The sequence below is a fragment of the Nonomuraea ceibae genome (genome assembly GCF_019396325.1).
Taxonomy (GTDB): domain Bacteria; phylum Actinomycetota; class Actinomycetes; order Streptosporangiales; family Streptosporangiaceae; genus Nonomuraea; species Nonomuraea ceibae.
This window is the reverse complement of sequence record NZ_JAHKRO010000123.1, coordinates 1-25279: the sequence shown is the minus strand read 5'-3', so window position 1 is coordinate 25279 and position 25279 is coordinate 1. Positions and strand designations below refer to the sequence as shown.

24 protein-coding genes are annotated in these 25279 nt (G+C 72.6%); 13 read left to right on the top strand and 11 right to left on the bottom strand.

From position 1 onward, the window contains the following. Positions 1-280, bottom strand: a 280-nt coding sequence (locus KME80_RS42105; RefSeq protein WP_219517028.1) for an SDR family NAD(P)-dependent oxidoreductase, incomplete at its 3' end; no start/stop codon positions are given. Positions 281-562: 282 nt separating this feature from the next. Between KME80_RS42105 and KME80_RS42100 the strand changes: the two genes are divergently transcribed. Then, on the top strand, positions 563-1141 hold the full coding sequence (locus tag KME80_RS42100) for a dihydrofolate reductase family protein (RefSeq protein ID WP_219517019.1): 579 nt from the start codon (positions 563-565) through the stop codon (positions 1139-1141). Here KME80_RS42100 and KME80_RS42095 read toward each other — a convergent pair. Then, positions 1123-1833: a helix-turn-helix domain-containing protein gene (locus tag KME80_RS42095; protein WP_219517010.1), complete on the bottom strand. Its 711-nt coding sequence runs from the start codon at positions 1831-1833 to the stop codon at positions 1123-1125. The genes KME80_RS42100 and KME80_RS42095 overlap by 19 nt on opposite strands. Positions 1834-1962: 129 nt before the next feature. On the opposite strand from KME80_RS42095, the gene KME80_RS42090 reads away from it, so the two are divergent. The 3 genes from KME80_RS42090 to KME80_RS42080 all read left to right on the top strand — a co-directional run bounded on the left by KME80_RS42090 (position 1963) and on the right by KME80_RS42080 (position 4873). Next, positions 1963-2457, top strand: coding sequence for a hypothetical protein (locus KME80_RS42090; protein WP_219517008.1), 495 nt, complete (start codon positions 1963-1965; stop codon positions 2455-2457). 86 nt (positions 2458-2543) lie between these two features. After that, the gene (locus KME80_RS42085; protein ID WP_219517006.1) at positions 2544-3635 is read left to right on the top strand and encodes a PLP-dependent cysteine synthase family protein; all 1092 of its coding nucleotides are present in this window, start codon (positions 2544-2546) and stop codon (positions 3633-3635) included. Between the two features lie 5 nt (positions 3636-3640). After that, positions 3641-4873: an MFS transporter gene (locus KME80_RS42080; RefSeq protein ID WP_246646650.1), complete on the top strand. Its 1233-nt coding sequence runs from the start codon at positions 3641-3643 to the stop codon at positions 4871-4873. 22 nt (positions 4874-4895) lie between these two features. Here KME80_RS42080 and KME80_RS42075 read toward each other — a convergent pair whose 3' ends face one another. Together KME80_RS42075 and KME80_RS42070 are read right to left on the bottom strand one after the other, a co-directional pair. Then, positions 4896-5501 (bottom strand): copper resistance CopC family protein, encoded by a 606-nt coding sequence (locus KME80_RS42075; protein WP_219516994.1) that lies wholly within the window; start codon positions 5499-5501, stop codon positions 4896-4898. A 135-nt stretch (positions 5502-5636) separates the two neighbouring features. Beyond that, on the bottom strand, positions 5637-6236 hold the full coding sequence (locus KME80_RS42070; protein ID WP_219516984.1) for a hypothetical protein: 600 nt from the start codon (positions 6234-6236) through the stop codon (positions 5637-5639). 275 nt (positions 6237-6511) lie between these two features. On the opposite strand from KME80_RS42070, the gene KME80_RS42065 reads away from it, so the two are divergent. After that, positions 6512-6916, top strand: a complete 405-nt coding sequence (locus tag KME80_RS42065; protein WP_219516968.1) for a VOC family protein — start codon at positions 6512-6514, stop codon at positions 6914-6916. Between the two features lie 26 nt (positions 6917-6942). On the opposite strand, the gene KME80_RS42060 is transcribed toward KME80_RS42065, so the two are convergent. After that, positions 6943-7395, bottom strand: coding sequence for a MarR family transcriptional regulator (locus KME80_RS42060; protein WP_308126147.1), 453 nt, complete (start codon positions 7393-7395; stop codon positions 6943-6945). A gap of 94 nt (positions 7396-7489) precedes the next feature. Here KME80_RS42060 and KME80_RS42055 point away from each other — a divergent pair, with 94 nt between their 5' ends. After that, positions 7490-8320 carry an alpha/beta fold hydrolase gene (locus tag KME80_RS42055; RefSeq protein ID WP_219516963.1) on the top strand — a complete coding sequence of 277 codons (831 nt, stop codon included), beginning with the start codon at positions 7490-7492 and terminating at the stop codon, positions 8318-8320. A 60-nt stretch (positions 8321-8380) separates the two neighbouring features. Here KME80_RS42055 and KME80_RS42050 read toward each other — a convergent pair whose 3' ends face one another. From KME80_RS42050 to uidA, 3 genes are read right to left on the bottom strand one after another with little or no spacing between them, the layout of a single operon-like run. Further along, entirely contained in the window at positions 8381-8773 is a 393-nt protein-coding gene (locus tag KME80_RS42050; RefSeq protein ID WP_219516961.1) for a hypothetical protein, read from the bottom strand. Further along, positions 8749-10101, bottom strand: coding sequence for a glycoside-pentoside-hexuronide (GPH):cation symporter (locus KME80_RS42045; RefSeq protein ID WP_219516953.1), 1353 nt, complete (start codon positions 10099-10101; stop codon positions 8749-8751). Before KME80_RS42045 ends, KME80_RS42050 begins: the two co-directional genes overlap by 25 nt. After that, positions 10098-11843, bottom strand: coding sequence for a beta-glucuronidase (gene uidA / locus KME80_RS42040; RefSeq protein WP_219516951.1), 1746 nt, complete (start codon positions 11841-11843; stop codon positions 10098-10100). Before uidA ends, KME80_RS42045 begins: the two co-directional genes overlap by 4 nt. A gap of 157 nt (positions 11844-12000) precedes the next feature. On the opposite strand from uidA, the gene KME80_RS42035 reads away from it, so the two are divergent. Beyond that, entirely contained in the window at positions 12001-13152 is a 1152-nt protein-coding gene (locus tag KME80_RS42035) for a sensor histidine kinase (RefSeq protein ID WP_219516949.1), read from the top strand. Continuing rightward, on the top strand, positions 13149-13814 hold the full coding sequence (locus tag KME80_RS42030; RefSeq protein WP_219516947.1) for a response regulator: 666 nt from the start codon (positions 13149-13151) through the stop codon (positions 13812-13814). The genes KME80_RS42035 and KME80_RS42030 overlap by 4 nt, the downstream gene beginning before the upstream one ends. 24 nt (positions 13815-13838) lie before the next feature. Here the strand turns inward: KME80_RS42030 and KME80_RS42025 are convergent, their stop codons facing one another. Continuing rightward, positions 13839-14465, bottom strand: a complete 627-nt coding sequence (locus KME80_RS42025) for a TetR/AcrR family transcriptional regulator (RefSeq protein ID WP_219516945.1) — start codon at positions 14463-14465, stop codon at positions 13839-13841. Between the two features lie 74 nt (positions 14466-14539). Between KME80_RS42025 and KME80_RS42020 the strand changes: the two genes are divergently transcribed. The 3 genes from KME80_RS42020 to KME80_RS42010 all read left to right on the top strand — a co-directional run bounded on the left by KME80_RS42020 (position 14540) and on the right by KME80_RS42010 (position 17514). Then, positions 14540-15745 (top strand): glycosyltransferase, encoded by a 1206-nt coding sequence (locus tag KME80_RS42020; RefSeq protein WP_219516943.1) that lies wholly within the window; start codon positions 14540-14542, stop codon positions 15743-15745. Between the two features lie 141 nt (positions 15746-15886). Then, positions 15887-16351, top strand: a complete 465-nt coding sequence (locus tag KME80_RS42015) for a SigE family RNA polymerase sigma factor (RefSeq protein ID WP_219517030.1) — start codon at positions 15887-15889, stop codon at positions 16349-16351. Then, a complete protein-coding gene (locus tag KME80_RS42010) occupies positions 16348-17514 on the top strand; it encodes a hypothetical protein (protein WP_219516941.1) in 1167 nt (388 codons plus the stop codon). The genes KME80_RS42015 and KME80_RS42010 overlap by 4 nt, the downstream gene beginning before the upstream one ends. A 24-nt stretch (positions 17515-17538) precedes the next feature. Here KME80_RS42010 and KME80_RS42005 read toward each other — a convergent pair whose 3' ends face one another. Beyond that, positions 17539-19338 (bottom strand): thiamine pyrophosphate-dependent enzyme, encoded by a 1800-nt coding sequence (locus KME80_RS42005; RefSeq protein WP_219516939.1) that lies wholly within the window; start codon positions 19336-19338, stop codon positions 17539-17541. A gap of 348 nt (positions 19339-19686) precedes the next feature. Between KME80_RS42005 and KME80_RS42000 the strand changes: the two genes are divergently transcribed. Together KME80_RS42000 and KME80_RS41995 are read left to right on the top strand one after the other, a co-directional pair. Beyond that, positions 19687-21177, top strand: a complete 1491-nt coding sequence (locus KME80_RS42000; protein WP_219516938.1) for an alpha/beta fold hydrolase — start codon at positions 19687-19689, stop codon at positions 21175-21177. Positions 21178-21324: 147 nt separating this feature from the next. Next, positions 21325-22428 (top strand): YgdI/YgdR family lipoprotein, encoded by a 1104-nt coding sequence (locus KME80_RS41995; RefSeq protein ID WP_219516936.1) that lies wholly within the window; start codon positions 21325-21327, stop codon positions 22426-22428. Between the two features lie 23 nt (positions 22429-22451). Here the strand turns inward: KME80_RS41995 and KME80_RS52340 are convergent. Then, on the bottom strand, positions 22452-25279 hold a 2828-nt coding region (locus KME80_RS52340; protein WP_219516934.1), incomplete at its 5' end, for an ATP-binding protein.

Here is a 25279-nt window from a genome sequence, read left to right as displayed (position 1 = left end):
GGTCGTACTCCTCGCGGTCGTGGCTGACGCCCGCGCAGTTCACCAGGACGTCCAGCGGCCCGCCCGTGGACAGCAGCCCGCTCAGCCCGGCGCGGTCCAGCACGTCGTGCTCCACGACGCGGACGCGTGGGTGGGCGGGCAGGTCGGCGGGGTCGGCGGGCGGCAGTCCGAGCGCGATCACTTCGGCGCCCTGCTCGGCGAGGAGCACGGCCGTGGCCGCGCCGATCCCCGAGGTGCCCCCGGTCACGAACGCCCGCCGCCCCGCGAACTCCCCGCTCATGTACGCCGCTCCTCAGGTCGTGCCCTCAACGTCGATCCGCTCCAGTCCGCGCGGCAGCGCCTCGAATCCGTCCGTACGGTTGCCCGAATCCAATCCCGGAGGGGCCGGCGGCGTCTTTCCCCGGGGAGACCGGGCCCCTTGCACATTCCGGACATCCGCCCGGGCCCGGCGGTGGTCAGGTAGGCGGTCGGGCTGCGCTGTCGGTTTCGTTCAAGACGGCGACCGCAGCCGTGGTTTACCGTGTGGACCCGGCAGTTCGCCCGCGTATGAGGAGACAGCACAGTGCGTAAGTTGGTCTACACCGGTTTCATGTCGCTCGACGGCGTCGTGGACTCGCCCGGCGGCGGGCCGGGAGAGGAGCACCGCAGCGGCGGGTGGGTGTTCAAGGACCTCGACTTCGTCCCCGAAGCGTGGTCGCTGAAGGGTGAGGAGCTCGCCGACACGACGGCGTTGATGTTCGGTCGCCGCAGTTACGAGGCGTTCTCAGCGGTCTGGCCCGGCTCGCAGGACCACGCCGCCTACAAGGAGCTGCCCAAGTACGTGGTGTCGGCCACGCTGTCCGACGACGCGATCGTCGACGGGTGGGGGCCGACCACGATTCTGCGCTCGGCCGAGGACGTCGCCGCGCTCAAGAAGGGTGAGGGCGGCGCGATCTTCATCCACGGGAGCGCGGAGCTGGCCAGGCGGCTGTCGGACGCGGATCTGATCGACCAGTACAACCTGCTCGTGTTTCCCGTGCTGCTCGGCGCCGGGAAGAGCCTGTTCGGCCGGGCCGATCGGGACAAGAACCTGCTGACGCTGCGCGAATCGGAGAGCTACTCCAACGGGATCCTGAAGCTGGTCTACGACGTCAGGCGCTGATCCAGGTCGAGGGCGATCGCGCCGCCGGCGCCCTCGCGCAGTTGCCTGGCGGTGCGTCCGACGTAGGAGCGCAGGGCCCGGGCCAGGTGCGGCTCGTCGCAGTAGCCGAGCTTGGCGACGACGTCGGCGGCCGGGGCGCAGGCGGTCAGCAGGTGCGCCGCCGTACGGGCGCGCTCGATCTGCCGGACGGCGCCCTGCGTCAGTCCGGTCGCGGTGCGGAACCGGCGTTCGACCGTGCGCCCTGAGACGGCGGGACGGTGACCCCGCAGCACCTCGGCGCAGAGCGGGTCACGGACCACGATCCCGGCCCGGACGAGACGTCCGGCCAGAGCCTCGGCGTCGTCGGGGCCGGGCCTCTCCCAGCGCGTGCCGTCCAGCCGGAACGTCCGGCGCGAGGTGTCGGGAAGTACGATGCCGCCGTCGACCAGCGCCGGCGTGGGCACGGCCCGCAGCGAGGTGCCCACGGCGAACTCGATGCCGGTGAAGGTGGCGCCCTCCGGCACCGGCGCCGTGCCGGTCCGGGTCTCCGGACCGGTGATGCCCGCGTACGACCGGCCGGCGTGCTCCCAGAACACCAGGCCCCAGCGCGCGCCCGCTACGGACGTCATCGCGGTGACCTGCTCGCTCGTGCACGTCCACACGGTGTCGACCCATGCCGAGTCCGATTCGCGCGTCTTGAACCGCAGCTCCACGGGGGAAGGATACGTCGCCTCGCGTTCTCCGTGGTCCAGGGCCTGCCTCACCTCATACCAGCGGGCATTCGCAGGCGGCAGCCGATATTTCCCTTTTTGCACGACGGCCCTCTCCGATGCCGAAGGGATATGGCGCTGACGGCGGGAGTTTTACCCGAAGCTTTGCGATCGCCGGGCGCGCCGGGCGGCTTTCCGGGCATCATCACCGTGATGCTTGCGACACGAACCGCTCGTTCACGCCGCCCGGCCGCCTTCGGCGCCGGGCGACTGGCGGGACACGCGCTGCTCGTGATCGTCATGGTCCTCGGTGCGGTGTTCGCCCACGGCGGCGCGTGCGCGGCCGTGGAGCTGTCCGAGCAGGCCGGCCACAGCACCCATGCGGGCGTCGTCACCGCTGATCACGACGCGCACTGCCGGCATCGTCAGCTGCCGGTGGGACACCAGCACGGCACGGAGCAGAACTGCTCGGCGGTCAGCCCGGCGAGCCCACCGGCCAGCGCGCCTGCGCACTCGGCCGCCGCCGTCTCTCACCCTCCCGCTGCTGCCTCGGTCGCCGGCCCCCCAGAAGCAACAATCCGCCTTACCGCGCCCTATCGGGAAGACCTCTGCGTGATGCGCATATAGGACACGCGACGTCTTGAGTCGTCAACTGTCCGTCATTGTTCGCGGTATGTCGTGAACCATTGCCATTCACTTCGGGGATCGTACCCATGTCATCACCGGCGATTTTCGCGCGCCCGAAAGAGGCGCCGCCCATCGGATTCTCCACACTTTCTCTCTCGGTCGGAAACACCCCGCTGGCCTTCATCTCCGAGCCGTTCGTGCCGGGCGGCGGAGGGTTCTGGGCCAAGCTCGAAGGCTTCAATCCCGGCGGCATTAAGGACCGCCCCGCCCTGCACATGGTCCGCCAGGCGAGAGCACGGGGAGACCTGCGGCCGGGCGCCACCGTCATCGAGTCGACCAGCGGAACCCTCGGGCTCGGCCTCGCGCTGGCCGGCATCGTGTTCGGCCATCCGGTCGTCCTGGTGGGCGATCCCGGGATGGAGCCGCTCATGTGCCGGCTGCTCACCGCCTACGGCGTACGTCTGGAGATCGTCACCGAGCCGCACCCCGCCGGAGGATGGCAGCAGGCCCGCCGCGAACGGGTGCGGCGCCTGCTGGACGAGGATCCTGGCGCCTACTGTCCCGACCAGTACAACAACCCGGACAACGTGGACGCCTACGCCGGGCTGGCCCACGAGCTGCTGAACCAGCTGCCGCAGATCGACACGCTGGTGTGCTCGGTCGGCACCGGCGGGCACAGCGCGGGCATCTTCGGCGTCCTGCGCCGCCACTTCCCGGACCTGCGGCTCGTCGGCGTCGACACGGTGGGCTCGACCATCTTCGGCCAGCCCGCCCGGCCGCGGCTGATGCGCGGGCTCGGCTCCAGCATCCATCCGCGCAACGTCGCCTACGACGCCTTCAGCGAGATCCACTGGGTGGCCCCGGCCGAAGCGGTCTGGGCCTGCCGGACGCTGGCCGCCCAGCACTACGTCTCGGGCGGCTGGAGCACCGGCGCCGTCACGCTCGTGGCCCGCTGGCTGGCCCGCACCCAGCCCGGCCGGACTATCGTCGCCGTCCTTCCCGACGGGCCCTGGCGCTACTGGAACACCGTCTTCGACGACGCCTACGGCCAGGCTCACGGCCTGCTCGGGACCGTCCCGGCCGACGAACCGGACGTGGTGCACGCGCCGTCCGAGCGGGAGGTGCACCGCTGGACGCGCTGCACCCGCGTGACCGATCCGCTGGCGGGCACCCGATGAGGGGCATGCTGGCGGAGTTCCGCTCCTTCGACCGGCCCGTCCAGCTCCTGCAGATCAACCAGGCGGGCATCAACCTCGGCTTCTACATGCTCATGCCCTACCTCGCCCAGCATCTGTCGGCCGGCGCCGGTCTGGCCGCCTGGACGATCGGGCTCGTCCTGGGCCTGCGGAACATGAGCCAGCAGGGCCTGTTCCTGATCGGCGGCACCCTGGCGGACCGGCTCGGGCACAAACCGCTGATCATGCTGGGGTGCGGGCTGCGTACCGTCGGCTTCGCCCTGTTCGGGCTGAGCACCTCGCTGCCCTGGCTTCTCGTCGCGGCGGCTGTGACGGGGTTCGCCGGGGCGCTGTTCAACCCGGCGGCGCGCGCCTGCCTGGCGTGCGAGGCAGGTGAGCGCAAGGTGGCCGCGTTCGCCGTGTTCAACGTGTTCTACCAGGGCGGCATCCTGCTCGGCCCGCTGGTGGGCTTCGCGCTGCTGAACGCCGGATTCACCGCCGTGTGCCTGTCCGCCGCGGGGATCTTCGCGGTGCTGACCGTGCTGCAGGGCGTGTGGCTGCCGGCCCGGCGTGCGCCCGTGACCGGACGGCCGCCGGTGCTGAGCGACTGGCGCCGGGCGTTCGGCGATCGGGCGTTCGTGTCGTTCGCCGCCGCGATGATCGCCTCGTACGCGCTGTCGTACCAGATGTATCTGGCCCTGCCGCTCGAAGTGGCCCGGCTCGGCGGCGGTGAGACGGGCGTGATGGTCCTGTACGCGCTGTCGGCACTGCTGGGCATCGCCGCTCAGGTGCGCCTGACCGCCTGGTGCTCGGCCCGCTGGCGCCGGGGGCAGGCGATCAGCCGCGGCCTGGCGCTCATGGGGGTCGCGTTCCTGTACCCGGCCATGACAGCCGGCCTGGCCCTGCCCACCGGGTGGGCGCTGCTGCCGCTGGTGGCGTGCACGCTGCTGCTCACCATCGGGACGCTGATCGCCTTCCCGTTCGAGATGGCCACCATCGCCGACATGGCGGGAGAACGGCTCGTCGGCACCTATTACGGGCTGTACAACCTGCTGTCCGGTGTGGGCATCCTGGCCGGGAACCTGGTCGCGGGCGCCCTGGTCGACGCGGGCCGCTCCGTCGGGCTGGCCGGGCTGCCGTGGGTGCTGCTGGCCGCCGCGGGGTTCGCCTCCGCGGCGGCCGTCCGTCACCTGGATCGGCGCAGCCGGCTGCCGGTGTCCAGTCAGGTCGTCACCGGCTGACCGCACCCGGCCCGGGCGCCGGTCAGGTGCCGCCCGGGCCGGAGCTCCGGTTGCGGCGGCCGACGAGGAAGACCGCCGCTCCCGCGAGCAGGAGCACCACGGCGGCGATCAGCAGCCAGCCGGGCACCCCCGCGCCGTCCTCGGCGGCAGCGGGCTGCGCCTCGACCGGGGAAGGAGGGTCAACGGATGGCGCCGGCTGCGAGGGCGCGGCCGACACGTCGGAGGCGCTGGGGGTGGGGCTCTCCGTGGTCGGTGGAGCGGCGAGGGTGAAGCGCAGCTCGCCCTCGATGGGGTGGCCGTCGGAGGAGACCACCCGCCAGGCGATCCGGTACCGGCCGTCCGCGAGCTCCCCCTCGGGACGAGCGGACACCGTCGTGCCCTCCGCCCGCGGCTTGCTGATCGGTACGGGCTTGCCGCCGGGTCCTTCCAGGACGACGATCGGCATGGTCATGCGCGAGGTGAATTCGAGCTCGATCATCTCCAGGCGCTCGATCTTGGCTTTGTCGGCGGGTGAGCTGGACTTGAGCCGGTCGTGCGCCAGCGCGGCAGGCGCGGTCAGCGACAGCACCAGGGCGGCACCGGCTGCCGCGGCCACAGCCCGCCGGATGAACGTGTACAGGTGAGCCAAAAGGGACTCCGAAGGATGCGGGGCCCAGCAGCATGCCGGGCGAGGGAACGGACGCCCGCCCCGGGCACGGCGTGATCGCCGCGCGCCCGCCGGGCAGGCGTCGAGGAAATGTCAGAGATGGCCGTACGGCGTGCGTCAGCCGCAGAGCCGGAGCGCCGGAGGCCCGCGCCGGGAGACGGCACGGACCAGGGCCGCCGGGATGCGCCGGGCCGTGTCCGGCCAGGCCGGCGTGAGGCGGGGACGCGTGGTGACCGGCAGGCCGGTCGGCGCGGCGAGCGCCGCCATGAGCAGGCGCCAATACCTGGTCATCCCGACGGCGGCCAGGTGCAGGACACACGCCAGCGCGCTCTCGCCGCGCGCCAGCCAGCAGCTCGAGGCGAGGGCGACCGCGACGTGGATCAGCAGCATGCCGAACCCGGTGCCGTGGTCGTGGCCGCTCTGCGGAATCGCCTGCATGGCCGAGGCGGTCTGCTCACCGGCGGCGAACAGCTGGTGCAGTCCCCACTGGGAGGCTCCGCACAGGGCCAGCAGCGTCGGCCGGCCACGCTGGCGCGAACCCAGTGCGTAGGCGCTCGCCCAGGTCGCCGCCACGGCGACGACGAGCGCGCCCGGCCTGATCGAGGTGCCGCCGACCAGCATGTGCAGGGCGGCCGAGGCCAGCACGCAGATGGCGGTGAAGGCCGCGGCGCGCAGCGCGCGGACCGCGGGACGCCCGATCCGCACCCCGGCATGCACGCCGCCATCCTGCCAGACCAGATCGTCGCCGGCGCCTTACGGATTCTCCTGGAACTTCTACCCACGAGGAGCACGGGGCCGTGTGGGCGGCCTATCGCCCGGAACTCCTGCAGGATCAGCTCGACGTTCTGCATGATCAGGTCGAGAACCGTACCTCCGCCGCGCTCTCGCCCTGGACGGGCCGCGCATGGGAGAACGTGCGGGAATACGCGACACAGGATGTCGTGATTCGCTGCGAGGCTTTCCCGCAACCCACGCATTCGGAGGATCATCACATGGGATCTCAGCTCAACCCTTGCCTCGCCTTCAACGGGAACGCCCGGCAGGCGATGGAGTTCTACCGGGACGTCCTGGGCGGTGAGCTGGAGATGGGCACGTACGCCGACTTCGGCTCCTCGGACGCGCCCGCCGACCGGATCATGCACGCCACACTCCGCACCCCGGACGGCTACACGCTGATGGGCTGGGACGTCCGGGACGGGATGCTCCACACTCCCGGCAACAGCGTCGCGGTCTTCCTCGGTGGCGACGACGCCGTGCTTCGCGACCGCTTCGAGCGGCTGTCCGCCGGTGGCACCGTGACGTTGCCGTTGGACAAGCAGTTGTGGGGCGACGAGGCCGGCTCGCTCGTGGACCGGTTCGGCATCACCTGGATGGTCAACATCACCCAGCGGCCCTGATCGCCCGGGGAAGCGGCCCGCACTGGTCAGTCGCGCAAACGGCTGAGTGCCTGGGGGGACAGGTGCCGGGCGAGCTCCTCCAGGAGGGCGACGACCTCGGCGACCCGGTGCGGGTCGTCGCCGCCCAGCGCTTTGGCCAAGGCCGCGTCGATGGCGGTCGAGCGGACCTGCTCCACGCGGCTGGAGAGCTCCGGGGCGGGCCGGACGCGGAGTCGCCGGCGGTCGCGGGCGTCGGGCTCCGTGACGACGGCGCCCGCCTCCCGCAGCCGGGCGACCGCCGCCGACACGGCGCTCTGCGGCAGGCCGGTGCGGGTGACGATCTCGCTGATCGCGCTGCCGGGGTGCGCGCGGATGTCGCTGACCACGATCAGCACGCTCCGGGTGCTCCCGGGCTGGTCGCCCAGCCCTTCGGTGGGCAGGGCCTCTTCGCCGATCTTCATCAGGGTGCGTCCCAGCAGGAACAGGTCCACTCCGTTCACGTGACCGAGATTACATCCAAAACGATGCATCAGTTTTGATGTATCAATAATGATGGAATATGGTGATCGCGAGCCACGGCGAAAGGACCCTCCCATGACCACGACAACCGGCTACCTGCCCGTCCCGGGCGCCGGCCTCTACTACGAGATGCGCGGCAACGGCCCCACGCTGCTGATCGCCCAGAGCGGCGAGGGCGACGCCGGACGCAGCGCCGATCTCGTCGACCAGCTCGCCGACGCCTACACCGTGATCACCTACGACCGGCGCGGCCTGTCCCGCAGCACCCTGGACGACCCCGGCAACGGTGTGACGATGGCCGAGCACGCCGACGACGTCCACCGGCTGCTGGCCGCGCTCACCGACGAGCCGGCGGCCATGCTCGGCTGCAGCCTGGGCGCGGTCATCGGCCTTCACCTGGCCGTCCAGCACCCTGGCCAACTCAGCACCCTCATCGCGCACGAGCCGGTCGCGCCTCGCCTGCTGCCCGCCCCGGGCCGCGCCCGCCATGAGGCCGAGCTGGCCGAGATCCAGCAGCTCTACCGCGAGGAAGGGCTGCCGCCGGCGCTCAAGGCGGTCGCCGAGGTCCTGGGCATCGACCCGGCCCATCCCGATGCGGAGCCCGGCCTGACGCCGCAGCCCATGACCTCGGGGCGGATCGCCAACTTCGGCTTCTTCATCGAGCACGACTTCACCGCCGTCATCGACGACACCCTGCCGGTCGGCGAGCTGGCGCACACCCCTGCCCGCATCGTCCCCGCCGTCGGCCGCACCACCCCGCGCACGGTCTTCGACTATCGCTGCGCGCAGGAGCTGGCCACGCTGCTCGGCGCCGAGGTCATCGAGTTCCCCGGCGGCCACAACGGCAACACCACCCACCCGCGCGCCTACGCCGCCCAGCTCCGGCGCGTTCTGCAGAACGCCTGACTCCTCCGCTTTCACCGAGCAGGGGTTTCATCGTGGCGAGCGGGTGGGCCGGCGGTTCGCTCAGTGGTAGGCGCCGTAGGACAGGGCGAGCGCCAGGGCGCCGCAGGCGGTCACGACCAGGTGGACGCTCCTGGCGTACCAGTGCGGCGCCCCGACGCCGATCAGCAGGTGGCCCGTCCAGTAGGCGCCGTAGTAGGACAGCATGGTCGCGGCGAGGATCCACCACAGCAGCGGTCCGCGCTGACTTGCGGGGGCGAGGACGACGAGCAGCATCACAGCGATGTGCCCCAGGTCGCCCACGGCCTCGCGCTGCAGGTGGAACTGCGCGTGCCTGACGCCGTCCTTGGCCTCGGGCACGAGGTAGGCGTCGTCCCACAGGTGGGAGACGGTCTGCCCGAGACTGATGAGGCTGACCAGGATTCCGGCGATCAGGAGCCCTTGAGCGAGAGCCACGGCCGCTCCTCCTGTCCCGGTCGGGCGATGGCGGCGACGGCCCGCCGGTAGTCGCGTTCGCTGAACCGGTAGAAGACCATGCAGGCCGCGGCGAGCGCGAAGCCCGCCGCGGGGATCAGGCCGACGAGCGCGAGGATGCCCCCTTCCGCTCCGGCGGGCTGCACGGCGGCGTTGGCGGCGTACCCGGTCCCGGCGAGGACGAGCCCGGCCAGTCCTGCGGCGGCGGCGTTGCCGCCCTTGCGGGCGAAGGAGAAGAACGCGTAGATCGCGCCTTCCGCCCGGTGGCCCGAGCGCCACTGGCCGTACTCGACCGTGTCGGCCTGCAAGGACAGCATCACGGTCTGCAGCACGGCAGTGCCGGACGAGGCCACGCCGAGCACGATCAGCACCAGCCATATCCGCGACGGGTCGACGGCCGGCATCGCCAGATAACCTGCGGCGGCGGCCAGCCCGGCGCCGACGTAGGTGGCGCGCTTGCCGTAACGGCGGCTGAACCTGGGCGTGAGCCAGCTGAACAGGCCCTGCCCGACGGCCATCGCGATGGCCATCACGGTGAACGTGTCGACCCCGCCCGCGAGATACCGGGCGTAGTACAGCATGCCGAAGTTGAAGGTCTCGAAGCCGACGAGCATCACCAGCATGCTGCCGCACAGGACCAGCAGGGGCTGGTTGGCCCGGACGGCGTCGAGGCTCTGCCGCAGTGTGATGCGGGGTTCGGCGCGGCTGACCGTCTCCTCGGTCAGGGCGAACGCGCCGGCGAACAGCAGCACCGCGATCACCGAGGCGGCGGCCACGACGAGCAGGTACGCGCGGCCTTGGTCCGCCACGCCCTCCAACCGGGGGGCGATGACCGCATAAAGCAGGAGATAGACGAAGAACGACGACATCGAGCGGACCATCGCCAGCCGGTCGCGTTCCCGGGAGTCCTGGGTCATCGCCGCCGCCATCGACCCCAGCGACACCTGGCTGAAGGCGAAGGCCAGGCCGAACAGCGCGAACGTGCCGGCCGCGTACCCGATCCGCACTCCCGCGCCCGTCTCGGGCACGGTGAACAGCAGCACGCTGGTGACCGCCAGCGCGATCCCGCCGCCCAGCAGGAAGGGCCGGAACTTGCCCCACCGCGTGTCGGTGCGGTCCATGAGCCGCCCGGCGAACAGGTCGAAGAACGCGTCCGCGATCCTGACGAGCATGAGGACCAGCCCGGCGACGGCGGCGTTCATCGCGACCACGTCGGTGTAGTAGGACAGCAGGAGCAGCGTGACGGTGGCGAAGGCCGCCTGATTGGCGGCCTCCCCCAGCCCGTAGCCGACGACGTGGCGGCGTCTCACGACCGCCACCGCCTGCGGAGGGCGTACGCGGCGGCCTTCGGCTTCCGGTCGCGGTCGAAGACCCCCTTCCGGTTGCCCTCCGGGCGGATGATCTCCTGGCGGGTGCGGAAGTCGGCGAAGCTCCACACGTGCTGGCCCACCACGGCCTCGTGCGCGTCGGCCACCCGCGCGACCATCTCCAGGACCGCGCTCTGGTACTCCTCCGTCCACATCGTGGCCGCCACCTCGTGCGCGCCGGGCAGCGCCTCCGCGCCGCACTCGGTGATGAGGATCGGGCTGTCGTGCCGCGCCGCCCACTGGTCGAGCTCCCGCACCAGCCGCTGCTCCGCGGAGGCGAGATCGCCGCCGTCGAGATACCAGCCGTAGTAGCGGTTGAGGCAGATCACGTCGAACAGGTCGGTGACCCGGTCCTGGTCGGCGGGGGCGAGGAACACGTTGGTGAAGCACACCGGCCGGGTCGGGTCCAGCTCGCGGGCCTGCTCGACGATCGGCTCCAGGAACTCCCGCGCCCCGTCGGCCGCCGAGTCCGGCTCGTTGGACAGGCACCACATGACCACGCTCGGATGGTTCTTGTCGCGTTCGATCAGCCGGCGGACCGATGTCACGCACGCCTCCCGCGCGTCGGCGCCGAACCCGTCGGGGCCGAACGTCCGCGGCTCCGGGCCCGTACGCGGGCCGAAGTCCATCGCGAGGTTGATCATCCCGGCTTCCTGCTCGGCGATGACCACGATGCCGTTCCGGTCGGCGTGCTCCAGCACCTCCTCGGCGTACGGGTAGTGCGCGGTCCTGATCGAGTTGGCGCCGATCCAGTCCAGCAGCGCGAAGTCGTGCACCATGACCACGTCGTCGTGGCCGTGCCCGCGCAGGGGGCTCTCCTGGTGGCGGCCGAAGCCCTGGAATGTGAACGGCCTGCCGTTGATCAGGAACTCGCGTCCCCGTACGGCCACGGTCCTGACGCCGACCGGCAGCTCGTAGACGTCCTCGCCGTAACCGATCTCCAGCCGGTAGAGGTAGCCCTCGCCGGGCTCCCAGCGGCGCACCCGGGGGACGACGAGCTCGCCCGCGTGGCCGGAGCCGGCGGCGACCTGCGTGCCCTGGGCGTCCAGCAGCCGCACCGTCACCGCGCCGGGCGCCGACGTGAACACGTCGTAGCTCACCAGGCCATCCGGGCCGTCCAGATCCGTCCGCACCGTGACGTCCTGGATGTGCTCGTGCGGCGTCGCGTACAGCCACACCCGGCGGTTCAGGCCCGTGTAGTTGAAGTAGTCGCCGGTCAGGGCCTGCGCGGTCGCCCCCGCCGGGGTGCGGTACTGCCGGCCGGGCGGCATGGCCGACAGGCTGAGCTCGTTGTTGAGCGCGACGGTGAGACGGTTCGGCCTCCCGTACTGGAGCAGGTCCGTCACCTCCACCTCGAACGGGACGAACCCGCCCCGGTGCGTGACCACCTCCTTCTCCCCCACCCAGACGGTGGCCAGGTGCGCCGCCGCGTCGAACCGCAGCACCACCCGCCTCCCCTCCCACGAGGCCGGCGGCCGTACCACGGTCTGGTACCAGACGTCCCCCACGTGATCGCGGATCGCCGGGTCGGGGAAGAGGTCGTTGTAGCTGGACGGCACCGGGATGTCGAGCGCGCCGGGCAGGTCGGCCGCCCACCACCGCTCGTGCCGCCCGGCTCGGTCCTTGTCCACCAGGAAGCGCCACACGCCGTCGAGCGGCTTGGTCTCCCTGGACACTGTTTCCACTGGTCGAAGCATGGGGCAACGCTCTCCCTGCCGGGCGGTCCGGCGCAGCCGACCACGGTCGGCACCTGCCGTTCCTCCCGTGGGAGCAGCGGGATGCCTACCTGGGGAGGACGACGCCCCGGCGCGGGTCGCGCCATGATGGGCGGGTGAAGCGCTCGTGAAGTGGTTGAGCCCGCTGGCCGCCCCCGCGCTGCTCGGCGCGGCGCTGATGGCGATCAGCGTGGAGAGCGGCCCGCCGTCGGCGCTGGCCGTGGCGCTGGCGGTGGCCGTGGTGGCGCCGCTGACGGTGCGGCGCCGGTGGCCGCTGACGGTCCTCGTCGCCTCGTTCGCCGCCTTGATCGCGTACGTGACGCAGGGCTATCCGCACGAGCCGCTGATACCCGCGCTGATGGTGGCCCTGTTCACCGCCGTGTCCGCGGGTTCGCGGATCCGCGGCGTGGTGATCGGCGCCGCCTGTGCTGGGCTGCTGGGCGCGGTCGCGTTCTGGGCGGGGCCGCTCGGTCCGGCCGGGGCCGTCGGGGCATTCGGCTGGATCGGCTTCGCGCTGGTGGCGGCGGAGGTCGTCCGGGCGCGCAGGGAGACGGCGGCGGCGGCCGTGGAGCGGGCCCGGCGTCTCCAGCGCGAGCAGGAGGAGGAAGGCAGGCGCCGGGTCATGGAGGAACGCCTGCACATCGCCCGCGAGCTGCACGACATCCTGGCCCACAGCATCTCGGTCATCGGCGTGCAGGCGTCCGTGGCGCGCCATCTGGGCACCGCGGAAAGCCTGGCCCAGGCCGTGGAGGTGATCGACGAGGCGGCCCAGGAGGCCATGGGCGGCCTGTCGGCCACACTCGGCGTGCTGCGCGGCACTGGTCACGGCACAGGTCACGGCGCTGGTCACGGCACTGGTCACGGCACTGGCGCGGACGGCGCCGCGCCTGTCCCCGGCCTGAACGAGGTGCCGGAGCTGATGGACCGGGCCCGCGCCGCCGGGCTCGCCCTGCGGATCCGCACCACCGGTGAGCCGCCGCCCGCCGTGCCGCAGGCCGTGGGACTGTCCGCGTACCGGATCCTCCAGGAATCGCTCACCAACGCCGCCCGGCACGCGCCCGGCAGCGACGTACAGGTGGAGATCTCCTACTCCCCCCGCGACCTGCGCCTGCTGATCGCCAACGACAACCGGCCCGCGCGGGGAGAGGCCGGCTACGGCATCCTGGGCATGACCGAACGCGCGCGAGCGGTCTCCGGCTCGCTCACCGCGGGCGCCACCGAGGACGACAGGTTCCGGGTGGTGGCCGTGCTCCCCTGGAAGGACGACCGTACCCCGTGATCCGCGTGGTTCTCGCCGACGACCAGGACCTGGTGCGTGGCGCCTTCGCCCAGCTCGTGGCCGCCGCGGACGGCATGGAGGTGGTCGGCGAGGCCGCGACCGGCGCCGAGGCCGTCGACGCGACGCGGGCGAGCCGCCCGGACGTGGTCGTCATGGACATCCGCATGCCCGACGGCGACGGCATCGAGGCGACCGGGCGCATCTGCGCCGACGGCGACCTGACCGCCACGCGGGTGCTGATGCTGACCACGTTCGAGACCGAGGAGAACGTCGTGCGGGCGCTGCGGGCCGGCGCGAGCGGCTTCCTGGCCAAGAGCGCCCGGCCCGTCCAGTTGCTCGACGCCATCCGCACCGTGGCCGCCGGGGAGTCGCTGCTGTCGCCCGGCGCCACGCGATCGCTGATCGCCCGCGTCGTCAGCATGCCCGACGTGGGGCTCGCGGTGGCCGGCCGCGTCGGCGAGCTCACCGCCCGCGAGCGGGAGGTGCTGGTGCTGATCGCGGCGGGGCTGTCGAACGACGAGCTCGCCGAGCGACTGGTGCTGAGCCCGCTGACCGTCAAGTCCCACGTCGGGCGCATCCTCGCCAAGCTGGGCGCGCGTGACCGGGCTCAGCTGGTGATGGCCGCCTACGAGTCGGGCCTGACCCGGCCGGGCGGCGCCTGAGCGAGGCCACCGATACGACGGGGCCTACGTGGAGTCCGGAGTCCAACCGGCCACGAGCCGTGCCAGCTGGTGGTCGAGCAGCGCCGCGACGTCCTCGGGCGTGTAGTGGCCGACCAGGGTGGCGTTCACGATGCCCTGCGCGAAGGCGTACAGCATGCTCGCCTCCTTCCCGGCGTCCAGGTGGGCGGCGAGCTGCCCGGCGGCCTGGGCGGCCCTGATCTGCCCGGCGAGAAAGGACAGCAGGGACGCATACCCCGCCCGCATCGCGGCCGCCTGGTTCTCGGACACCACCGAGCTCGCCTGGAACGCCAGCCCGATGCGGTTCAGGTAGCTGCGCTCCTCGTCCAGGGGCAGCAGCTCCAAAACGGTTGCCCGCAGCACGTCGAGCGGCGTGGACTGCCGCGCGGCGACGGCGGCGACCCGCTCCCCGATCCAGCTCGCGAGGCGCTCCAGCGCCAGGAGCAGCATCTGGTCCTTCGTCGTGACGTAGTACTGGACGGTCCCCATGGACACGCCGGCCTCGGCGGCGACCTCCCTCAAGCTGACGCTCTCCATGCCCTTGTCGTGGATGACGCGGTGCACGGCCTCGGCGATGTGCCGCCGCCGGGCATCGTGGTCGACGATCTTCGGCATGTTCCACCACTTTCTCATGCGACTGCATGGTAAAAACGTCGCACCCCTTTTATCATGCGACTGTATGACAAACGAGGAGACGGGGGATCCGGATGCGGGTTCTGATCATCGGAGTCGGAACGCGCGGGGACGTGGGGCCGTACGCGGGGCTGGGGGTGCGGTTACGCGAGGCCGGGCACCACGTGACGATCGCCGCGCACGAGCCGTACACGGAGCTGGTGACGGACGCGGGCCTGGGGTACCTCCCGCTTCCCGGGGACCCGCTCCGCGCGCTGACCGGCCGCTTCTCCATCAGCGCCGTCAAGGAGTACGGCGAGCAGCTCGTGGAGGGCCTGGCCAAGCTTGCCGGGCAGGAGGCCGACCTGCTCCTGCTCGGCCTGGCGGGCACGCCGGGGTATCACCTCGCCGAGGCGATGGGAGTGCCCAGCATGGGGGTGTACCTGCAGCCGGTCGACCCGACCGGGGACTTCCCGCCGGTCACGAGCCCGTTCCGGCGGTCACTGGGCCGGTGGGCGAACCGCAGGGCGGCCCGGCTCGCGTTCGAGTCGCCCGCCGCCGGGCCGGTGCTCGCCGGGTTGAGCACGAGGACGCGAGCCCGGCTGGGGCTGCCCCCGATGACCCCGCGGGCCGTCTACCGGCAGCGGGAGAGCAGGCGCTGGCCAGTCTTCCACGGGGTCAGCCCGCTGGTGCTGCCGCGTCCGGCCGACTGGCGGCCGGGGCTGGAGGTCACCGGCTACTGGTGGCCGCCCCGGCCGCGCGGCTGGCGGCCGGATCGGGTGCTGCTCGACTTCCTGGCGTCGGGGCCCGCGCCGGTCTTCGTCGGCTTCGGCAGCCTGGCCGGCATGCGGGCCGAGCAGTACACGGAGCTGGCCGTGCGCGCGCTGCGGCGGACGGGGCTGCGCGGCGTGCTGCAGACCGGCCTGCGGGGGCTCCTCTCCGACGAGGTGCTGGCGGTCGGTGACGTGCCGCACGACTGGCTGTTCCCCCGGGTGGCCGCCGTCGCACACCACTGCGGCAGCGGCACCACCGGCAGCGGGGTGCGGGCGGGGGTGCCCGCCGTGGCCGTGCCGGTCATGAACGACCAGCCGTTCTGGGCGTCCAGGCTGGTGGCACTCGGCGTGGCCCCGGCCGCGATCCCGTTTCGCCGCCTGACGCCCGCGCGGCTGGCCGCCGCGCTCACGACAGCGGTCACCGGCCCGGCCTACCGGCACCGGGCCCAGGCCCTCGCGGCCCGGGTCTCGGCGGAGGACGGCGCGGCGCCCGTGGTCGAGGCGGTGAACCGCCTCTCGGCGGTGTGACCTTCGTCTCACCAGGCAACCTGCACAGCGACTATGCATGGAAGAGGTATGCGATTCGCGATTCAACGAGCGGTGGCAGATGCGGCACCGCCGCAGGGAGTGCCGCCCGCTGCGGCCACGGATGAGGCTGTCGTGGCCGACCTGTTCCTGGCTCACCGGCTGCACCTGGTCCGGCTGGCGTTCCTGCTGGTGGGTGACCAGGAAACCGCCGAGGACGTCGTCCAGGACGCCTTCACAGCGCTGCACCGCCGATGGAGCCGGCTGACCCACCATGATCGAGTGCTGCCCTACCTCCGGGCGAGCGTGGTGAACGGCTGCCGCATGGTGCACCGGCGCCGGTCCGTCATGAGCAGGTTCACCGGCGAGCGGCAGACGCCCTTCCGGTCCGCGGAGGCCGCCACGCTGCTCGGCGAGACGCGCCGGGAGGTGTCCGAGGCCGTCCGCGCCCTGCCCCGCCGCCAGCGCGAAGCCGTGGTGTTGCGCTACTACCTGGACCTGTCCGAGGAGGAGATCGCCGAGGCGATGGGGATCAGCCGTGGCACCGTGAAGTCGACCGTGTTTCGAGCCCTGAAGGCACTCACCGTCAAACTGGAGGGAAACCGATGACGTCCTGGCTCGAAGACCGGCTCCGGGATGCCCTCACCGCCGACGCCGAGCAGATCCGCCCGGAGAGCTTGCGCCCTGCCGAACAGGTGACGCGATCGAAGGTCATCGTTCGCACGCGCCGGTTCGGCCTGGCGATCCCGCTGGCGGCCGCGCTCGTCGTCGTGGTCATCGGCGCCGTCGCCGCCGTGGTGGCCTCGACAGGCGGGACGACCTCGGCGGGGCCCGCAACGCGGACCCTTGGCGGCCCGCGTTTCCTGCTGCTCGCCGGCAACGACGGCGTGACGGTCCACGATGCCCGTACCGGGAAGGCGACGGGCCGGCTCGGGCTGCCCCCGGCCCCGGAGGGCGGCTTCCGGGAGCCCGGCGGATACCTGCTCGCGGGCGCCGGCGACGGTGCGACCTTCTACATCGCCCAGAGCGTACGGTCCCGCGAGACACAGGCGAGCAGCACGAGGTTCCACCGAGCGCGGGTCGACGGAAACGGCGAACCGGCCGAGGTGGTCACCGACGTGATCCCCAAGGTGACCGGTACGACAGCGAGCTCCCTCGCCGTCACCGGTGACGGCACGCGACTTGCCTACAGCCTCGACGGCAAGGTGTGCGGCCAGGGGAAGACGTTGCGCTTCTGCCCCGGCGCCCAGCTCACGGTCGTCGACCTGCCCCAGGGGAAGACGCGAACCTGGACGACCGGCGCAGGGCAGATCCAGAGCCTCTCCTGGGCAGCCGATCGCCGCACGCTCGGCCTGGTGGTCAAGTCCGAGGCCCGGGTCCTGGACACGACCGCCTCCGGCGCCACCCTCGCGGCCAGTCAGGTCATAGCCCCGGGGAACGACGCCACCGCCTCGGCGATCAGCCCGGACGGACGCAGCATGCTGATCGGCCACGTCCGGCTGTCCGACGGACCACGACCGCATCGTTACACCCTTGACGAGCACTCCGTCCCGGACGGGCGCAAGATTCGCACCCTGCTGGACAGGGGCCACGACGGCGACGTGGGCGCGCGCTGGAACCTGATCCGTTACGACGGCACGGGGAAGCATCTGCTGCTCGCGGGGAACGCAGAGCCGCTGAGCAGAGTCGACGACGGGCGGATCACCCCCTTGATCCGCCCCGCGTCCCCCGGCGCCCTGGGATTCCTCCCGGAGATCCACGCGGCCTGGTAACCCTCGAACCGGCCGGTGAGCTGGTCAGGGGCGGGTGTACGCGCCGAGGTCGTCGCCGTGCCGGGCGACGCCCGGGGAGAGGGCGGGACGGCCCGGCGCCAGCAGGTTGGCGGCCATGGGAGCGGCGGCCTTCTCGCCCCGCGCGTACGCCTGGACCAGTTTGGCGACCTGGGACGGCTTGACCGTCTCCCCGAACGGCGGCTCGTACGGGTCCACCAGGCACTCCACGAGCGCCGGCCCGTCGTGGGCGAGAGCCTGCGCGAGCACGTCACGCACCCGGCCGCCTTCCGCGACGTGGAACCCCTTCAGCCCGCAGCCCTCGGCGATCTTGACGAAGTCGACGGGTGACAGGTCGCAGGCGTACTGCGGATTGCCCAGGTACGCGTTCTGCTCCCAGACTTCCAGGCCGAGCGTGTCGTTGCGCAGGACGATCACCTTGACCGGAAGCCGGTGCTGCGTGAGCGTGGCCAGTTCCCCCAGGCACATCGTCAGGCCGCCGTCGCCGACGACCGCGATCACGGGCCGGTCCGGGTAGGCGATCTGGGCGCCGACCGCGTACGGCAGAGCCGAGCCCATCGAGCACAACGTGCCGGAGAACGAGAACTGCATGCCACGGCGCAGCATCACCCGCGACCCCCAGGAGCTGACCGTCCCCGCATCCCCGGTGAGGATCGTCCCGTCCGGGATGAGCTCGCTGAGCGCGCAGGTCACCGCCTGCGGCTTCATCGGCACCGCGGGGTCGGCGGCGCGCCGCTGCTGGAGCCGCCACCACTCGTCGTAGAGCTCGCGGGCCCGTTCGGCGAACGAGCGGTCCTGGCGCACCCGCAGCATGGGCAGGAGCCGGGCCAGCGTGGCCCCGGCGTCGCCGCACAGCCCGACCTCGACCGGGTAACGCATGCCGATCCGGTCCCCGGCCACGTCGATCTGCACCGCCCGCGCCTGGCCGGGCTCGGGCCAGAAGTCGTAGAACGGCGTGCTGCTGCCCACGATGAGGAAGCCGTCGCAGTTCTCCATCGCCCATTGGGAGGCGCGGGTGCCGATGAAACCGATGCCGCCGGTGCACCACGGGCTGTCGTCGGGAACGGCGTCCTTGCCGAGCCCCGCCTTGGCGATCGGCGCGCCCAGCGTCTCGGCGACCTGCTCCACCAGCTCCCCGGCGCCGAACCGGGCGCCCGCCCCGGCCAGGACGGCGACGCGGGCGCAGGAGTTGAGCAGCTCCGCCGCGCGCATGATGTCGTCCTCGGCCGGCACCTGGACATGACGCTGACCGGCGGTGGAGGTGTGGCCGGGAACGTTCTTCTCCGACACCGTGTCCTGCTCCTCGGTCCAGGACTGGATGTCGATGGGGATCGTCAGGTGCGCGGGCGCGCGGCGCTGGAGCGCGGCCCGCACCGCGCGGTCGGTCACCGCGACCGCGTGCGCCGGCCCCATCACCCGCTCGCTGAACACGCAGGCCGGCTCCAGCACCTTGTCGTTGTCGACGTCCTGGAGGAAATGCGTGCCGACCAGGTCGTGGTAGGTCATGCCGGTGATCGCCAGCACCGGCGCGCCGTCGATCTTCGCGTCGTACAGGCCGTTCATCAGATGCAGCGCGCCCGGCCCCGACGTGGCCACGCAGGCGGCCGGGCGGCCGGTGAACTTGGCGTACCCGACCGCCGCCATCGCGGCGTACTCCTCATGCCGTACGTGGACGAACCGCATCTGCGGGTGGGTGCGCAGAGCCTCGAAGAACCCGTTGACGGCATCGCCGCAGATCCCGAAACAAGTGTCGACGCCCCATTCCAGGAGCCGTTCCACGATGAGGTCCGAGGTCGTCCTGGGCATCACACTGCTCCTTGCGGCGGGAACGGCATCAAGCCGTCCATACCCGTGCCGGCGCGACGGTGGTGCGCCTTGTGCGAACGCTGCCTGGGCGCATGCCGAACAATAAGCCTGCTCGCACCGGCCGCGCCGCCCAGCCCACCTTTCGCGCCATATTGGTCCTAATGCGAGGGATCTGCCCACGATGCGGCGGTTGCCTGTTAGATTCGAGAGTCATGATCGAAGAGAGGCGTGTCAACGGCCCCGCCACGGGTCACTGAGGCGCGGCGGTACGGCGAGGTCAGGGCCGATCATGCGCCGTGCGAGCAGCTCCGCGTGCCGGTCGACGCGCCGATCGAGGATAGGAGCAATGTGCTGAGAAGAACTCCCCTGCTCGCCACCGCCCTCATGATGATGACGACGCTGTTAACCGTCCCGATGGCGGGGACGGCCGGCGCGGCGGTGACCGGGCAGGACGTCACGGATGCCGTCGGCAAGCGCGGCATCACCTGGGGGCCGTGCGAGGAGGAACCCTCGGTCGAGTGCGGCACCCTGACCGTGCCCGTCGACTGGTCGAAGCCCTCTGGGCCCACGGTCAAGCTGGCCCTGGCCCGCCGCAAGGCCACCGACCCGTCCGCGCGGATCGGTTCCCTGCTGAGCAACCCGGGCGGCCCCGGCAACTCCGGCGTGAACGGCATCCTGCGGCCGTCCGGCTTCAGCGAGGACATCCAGCGGCGCTTCGACATCGTCAGCTTCGACCCTCGCGGCGTCGCCCGCAGCGGCTCGGTGACGTGCTCGGCCTCGGTGTACAACAAGATGCCGTACCCGGTCATGACCAGCCAGGCCGACTACCTCAAGTGGTTCCTGTTCGACGCGCGGCTGCGCTCCGACTGCCGCAAGCTCACCGGCCCCGTGTACGACCACCTCGACTCGGTCAACGTGGCCCGGGACATGGACGCCATCCGCGCCGCGCTCGGCGACGACAAGCTGACCTCGTACGGCGTCTCCTACGGGACGCTGGCCCAGCAGATGTACGCCGAGCTGTTCCCTCACCGCGTCCGCGCCATGGTGCTGGACAGCAACATGGACCACAGCCTGGACGCCAAGGCGTTCCAGGTCAGCGAGGCGGCCGCCGTTCAGGACAGCTTCGACGAGTTCGCCGCCTGGTGCGAGCGTGACAGCGAGTGCGTCCTGCACGGTCGCGACGTCCGGGCGCTGTGGAAGAAACTGCTCGAAAAGGCCGACCGGGGCGAGCTGCTGTGGCCGGGCGACGGCCGTCCGGTGAAGGGCCACAACCTGCTGTGGCTCGGCGTGATCCTCAACGAGGGGCCCGCCTGGCGGCTGGAGGCCGAGGTGCTGCGCGCGCTGGACGGCGGTCCGGTGCCGGACGACATGCCCGGCCCTCCCGGCAACTGGCCCGTGAACGGCAAGCACGCCGAGCTGCCCACCGCGATCCTGTGCTCGGACTGGAACCTGACGCTGCGGGGCTACCGCGAGTACGCCGACGTGATGCGCGCCTCCAACGCTGTGGCGCCGGACATGCGGTACAACCCGATGCCGATGGGCGACATGCCGATCTGCCAGGGTCACCCGGTCAACAACCCGCAGCACCCGCTGCGGTACCGGGGCAGCGCCCCGCTGCTGGTGACCACCACCGTGCACGACCCTTCCACGCCGTACGAGTGGTCGGCCAACGTGGCCCGGCAACTCGGCCCCAAGGCCACCCTCCTCACGTACGAGGGCTGGGGCCACGGGGTCTACGGCAGGTCCGAGTGCACGACGGTGGCCATGGACACCTATCTGATCTCGCGGACCGTCCCCGCCCAGGGCACCCGCTGCCCGGCGGAGAAGCCGCAAGGCTAGGCGGCACAACGGCGTGAAGGTGCCGGGCCGCCCTTGGCCCGGCACGGCACCCGGTGTCCGACATCGCGCATCGTGCGGACCGCCACCCGTTCCCGTGCGGCGTTTAGGGTGGTTCCGATGCGACGGGAGTCGCGAAGGACCACCAGCGTGACGGGAGTTACAGTGCAGCGCGTCAGCCGACGGACCAGCGCCATCGCCGGAGCGGGCGTTCTCGCCCTGCTCCTGGCCGGTTGCGGGGGCCCCGCCATCAGCGAGGGCACCAGCGGGACCACCAGCGGCGGCAAGCCGGAGACGGACAAGGCCGCCTCCGCCGGGACGCCGCTGGCGCTCGACACCACACCGCGGCGGGCCGGCCTCACCGACCGGGACGACAAGGCGCACAAGCTGACGCTCCACCCGGCCACGCTCAAGCGCGGCTCGGTCGACGACCTCAAGGGCGTGCGGCTCGACGACGACGTGCAGGGGATGGTGCCGCACTATCTCACCGTGTCGATCACCAACTCCGGGTCCGGCACCGTCAAGAGCGCCCAGGCGGTCAGGAACTTCCGCCTGGCGCTCGCCGACGGCACCGCCGGCCGGCCTGTCTCGTTCTTCGCCGGCAACCCCCTGGCCTCCCCCGGCGCCGGCCCGCTGGAGACGTGCAACCGCACGAAGGCCCCCAGCACCTTGACCGCCGGCCAGGCGGCGACCGAGTGCCGGGTCGTCATGCTCCCCCAGGACGCCAAGCCCGCCGCCGTCTCCTACGCCGACGAGTCCGGCACCCGGATCTGGAAGGTCGAGGGCGGCGACCTGGGCGGCGGCGTGCTGCCCGCCGGCAAGCCGGTCGAGGTGACGTGGAAGGACACGCGGGGCAGGGACGTGCCGCTGACCGTCACGCCGAAGCGCGTGCGCAGAGCCGGCGCCGACGCGCTCGCCGGTTACAACCTGAACGCCAGGCAGAAGGCCGCCACGGCGTACTTCGTCACGCTGGAGTACCGCAACAACGGCACGTCCAAGCTGTACCCGGGCATGGACAAGGCGGTCGTCCTGCGCACCGAGAGCGGCGGCACCGTGCCCAGGCTCACGCTCATCGCGATCGGCAGCAACGGCCCCAAGGGGTGCGAATCCTCCGTGCCCTACGGCATGGTGAAGCCCGGCAAGAGCGTCCGGCAGTGCGGCGTCTACCTCGTGAACCGGGGTGACAAGCCGGTGACCGTCACGTTCTCCCCCACCGCCGAGGGAGCCGAGCCCGTGACCTGGAAGGTCTCCTGACGCCTGGAGCCGGGCGTTCGTCATCAGGACGTGGCAGGCCCCAGCGCGGCGCGTACGGCCGCCGTGGTCCGCTCGACGGCTTCGCGGTCGGCGGGTGACAGGGGCACGGCGGCCCTGACCTCGGCGGCGCGGTCGAGCAGCCGGGCGGCGGCGCGGTGATCCCCCAGGTGCGCGAGCGTCCCGGCCCGGCCCTCCAGGGCCCGGGCGAGCGTGCGCGGGTCGCCGCCGGCCCGCGCGGCGCGGCACGCCTGGTCGTGCAGCGTGAGGGCGTCCTCGGCGTGCCCGCGAGCGTGAGTGGTGAGGGCGAGCTCCGTCATGGCCGCCGCCGCGATGCCCGGCTCGTGGCCGTGCCGCCGGTGTCGTTCGAGCACCGCGCGCAGGTGCTCATCGGCGGCTTCGAGGCGGCCGGCCAGGCGGGCGACCCGGCCCAGCCCGATCAGGGCGTACGTCTCGGCCAGCCTGACCGACTCGCGGGCCGCCAGCCGCCTGGCCCGTTCGTAGAGCCGGCCGGCCTGTTCGTGCTCGCCCGTGGACAGGTGGACGTCGGCCAGCCCGCACAGCTTGAACGGGATCTCCGCGGCCAGGCCGAGCCGCTCGGCGATGCCGAGGCTGCGCTCGTACAGGCCGGCGGCCCGCCGGTAGTGCCCGGTGGCCTCGGCCGCCGCGGCCAGGCTCTCGACGGCCAGCATCTGCCCCCAGGGGTCGCCGAGCCGGTCGAAGGCCGCCAGGCTGAGCCGCGCGTCGCCCTCGGCGGCCGCGCTCCGTCCACGGGCCAGGTGGTGCCAGGCCAGCGTGTTGCGGGCCGCGGCGACGCCCCACTCGTCGCCGCGGGCCTCGAACGCGGCCAGCGCCCGCCGGGTCAGCCGCTCGCTCCCGGGCAGGTCACCGCTCCCGAACAGGCTGGAGCCGAGCACCCACAGCGCCATCGGCTCGTCGGTGGGCGGCGGGTCACCGCTCGTCGTCGCGGCGTCGTGGCCGGTCATCACCGACAGGGCGGCGTGCCAGGCCCTGCCGGTCCCGGTGGAGGCGAGCGGCAGCGCGTGGGTGAAGGCGCGGTGCGCCTCTTCCAGCCGGCCCCGGAGCATCCAGTACCAGGCGAGCGCGGTGGCCAGCCGCAGTGCCGCCGCGCCGTCGCCGCTCTGGACCGCGTCGTCGAGCACGCCCCGCAGGTTGACGGTTTCGGCGTCCAGCAGCGCCAACCATCGCTCCTGGTCCGGGCCGCGTACGTGCGCGTCGGCGCGTTCGGCGAGCTCGGTGTAGTAGGCGGCGTGACGGCTGCGGGCGGCGGCCAGGTCGCCGGACTCGGTGAGCCGTTCGACGCAGTAGGCGGCGACCGAGTCCGCCAGCCGGTAGCGGTGGCCGGCCACGACCAGCAGTGACCGGTCCACCAGCCTGGCCAGCACGTCCATCACCTCCTCACCGGCGATGCCGCCGGTCGCGCACACCGCCTCTGCCGCGTCGAGGGTGCAGCCGCCGGGGTGCAGGGCGAGGCGGCACAGCGCGACCCGTTCGGGTTCGGCCAGCAGCTCCCAGCTCCAGTCGATCACCGCGCGGAGGGTCCGCTGCCGCGCGGGCGCGTCGCGCCGTCCCTGGGTCAGCAGCCGGAAGCGGCTGTCGAGCCGCCGGGCGACCTCCGCCACGCCGAGCGACCGGACGCGGGCGGCGGCCAGCTCCAGCGCCAGCGGAAGGCCGTCCAGCCGGCGGCAGATCGCGGCGGCGGCCGGGGCGGTGGTCTCGTCCAGGACGAACCCGCCGGCGGCCGCGGCGCGGGCGGTGAACAGCCGCACCGCGTCGGCGCCGGCGATGCCGGCGAGGGGTGCGTCCTGTTCCGGCACGGCCAGCGGGGCCACCACGTGCAGCCGCTCGCCGGAGAGGCCCAGCGGCTCCCGGCCGGTAGCCAGGACGCGCAGCCCGGGCGCGCCGGCCAGCAGCCGCCCGGCGATCTCGGCGACCGGTTCGACCACATGCTCGCAGTTGTCGAGCACCAGCAGCGTCCGGCGCTCGCGCACGGCCGTGACGATCCGGTCCGTGGGCGGTACGGGCTGCCCACGCGAGCCGGGACCCGTGGCCCTGGTGAGCCCGAGCGTGGCGGCGATCAGGGTGGCCACGTCGGCGGGCGCAGGCGGCGCGCCGGTGTGCGCGGGATGGTCCAGCGCCGCGAGCTCGACCAGGTGGACCCCGCCGGGGAAGGCCGCGGCCAGCCGGTCGGCGACGGCGACCGCCAGCCGCGTCTTGCCCACGCCGCCCGGCCCGGTGAGGGTCACCAGCCGGCCGGCGTGCACGAGCTCCGCTACCCGCGCGATCTCCTCGTCCCTGCCGATCAGCTCGGTGAGCGGAACCGGCAGGTCCGTGCGGGGGCGGGCCGGCTCCAGCGCGGCGTCCTGCCGGAGGATCGCCTGGTGGACGGCGGCCACGGCGGGTGACGGGTCGACGCCGAGCTCGTCGGCGAGCCGTACGCGCAGGTCGTGGTAGTCGGCCAGGGCCTCCCCCTGCCGCCCGGCCTGGTAGAGCGCGCGCATGTGGCAGGCGCGCAGCCGCTCGCGCAGCGGGTGCCGCCGAACGTGCTCGGCCAGCTCGTCCAGGACTTCGGCGGGCCGGCCCAGCTCCAGTTCGGCCTCGGCGCGCTCCTCGATCGCGGCCAGCCGCTGCTCGGCGAGCTGGGCGATCGCGCCCTGCAGGCACGGCTCGGCGGAGAAGCCGGCGTACGGCTCGCCCCGCCACAGCTCCAGCGCGTCCGCCAGCAGCGCCGCCCTGGCCTGCGGGTCCGCGCCCGCTCGCGCCCGCGCGGCCAGGGCCGCGAACGCGCGGGCGTCGACCGCGCCGGCGGCGGCCCGCAGCGCGTAGCCGCCGG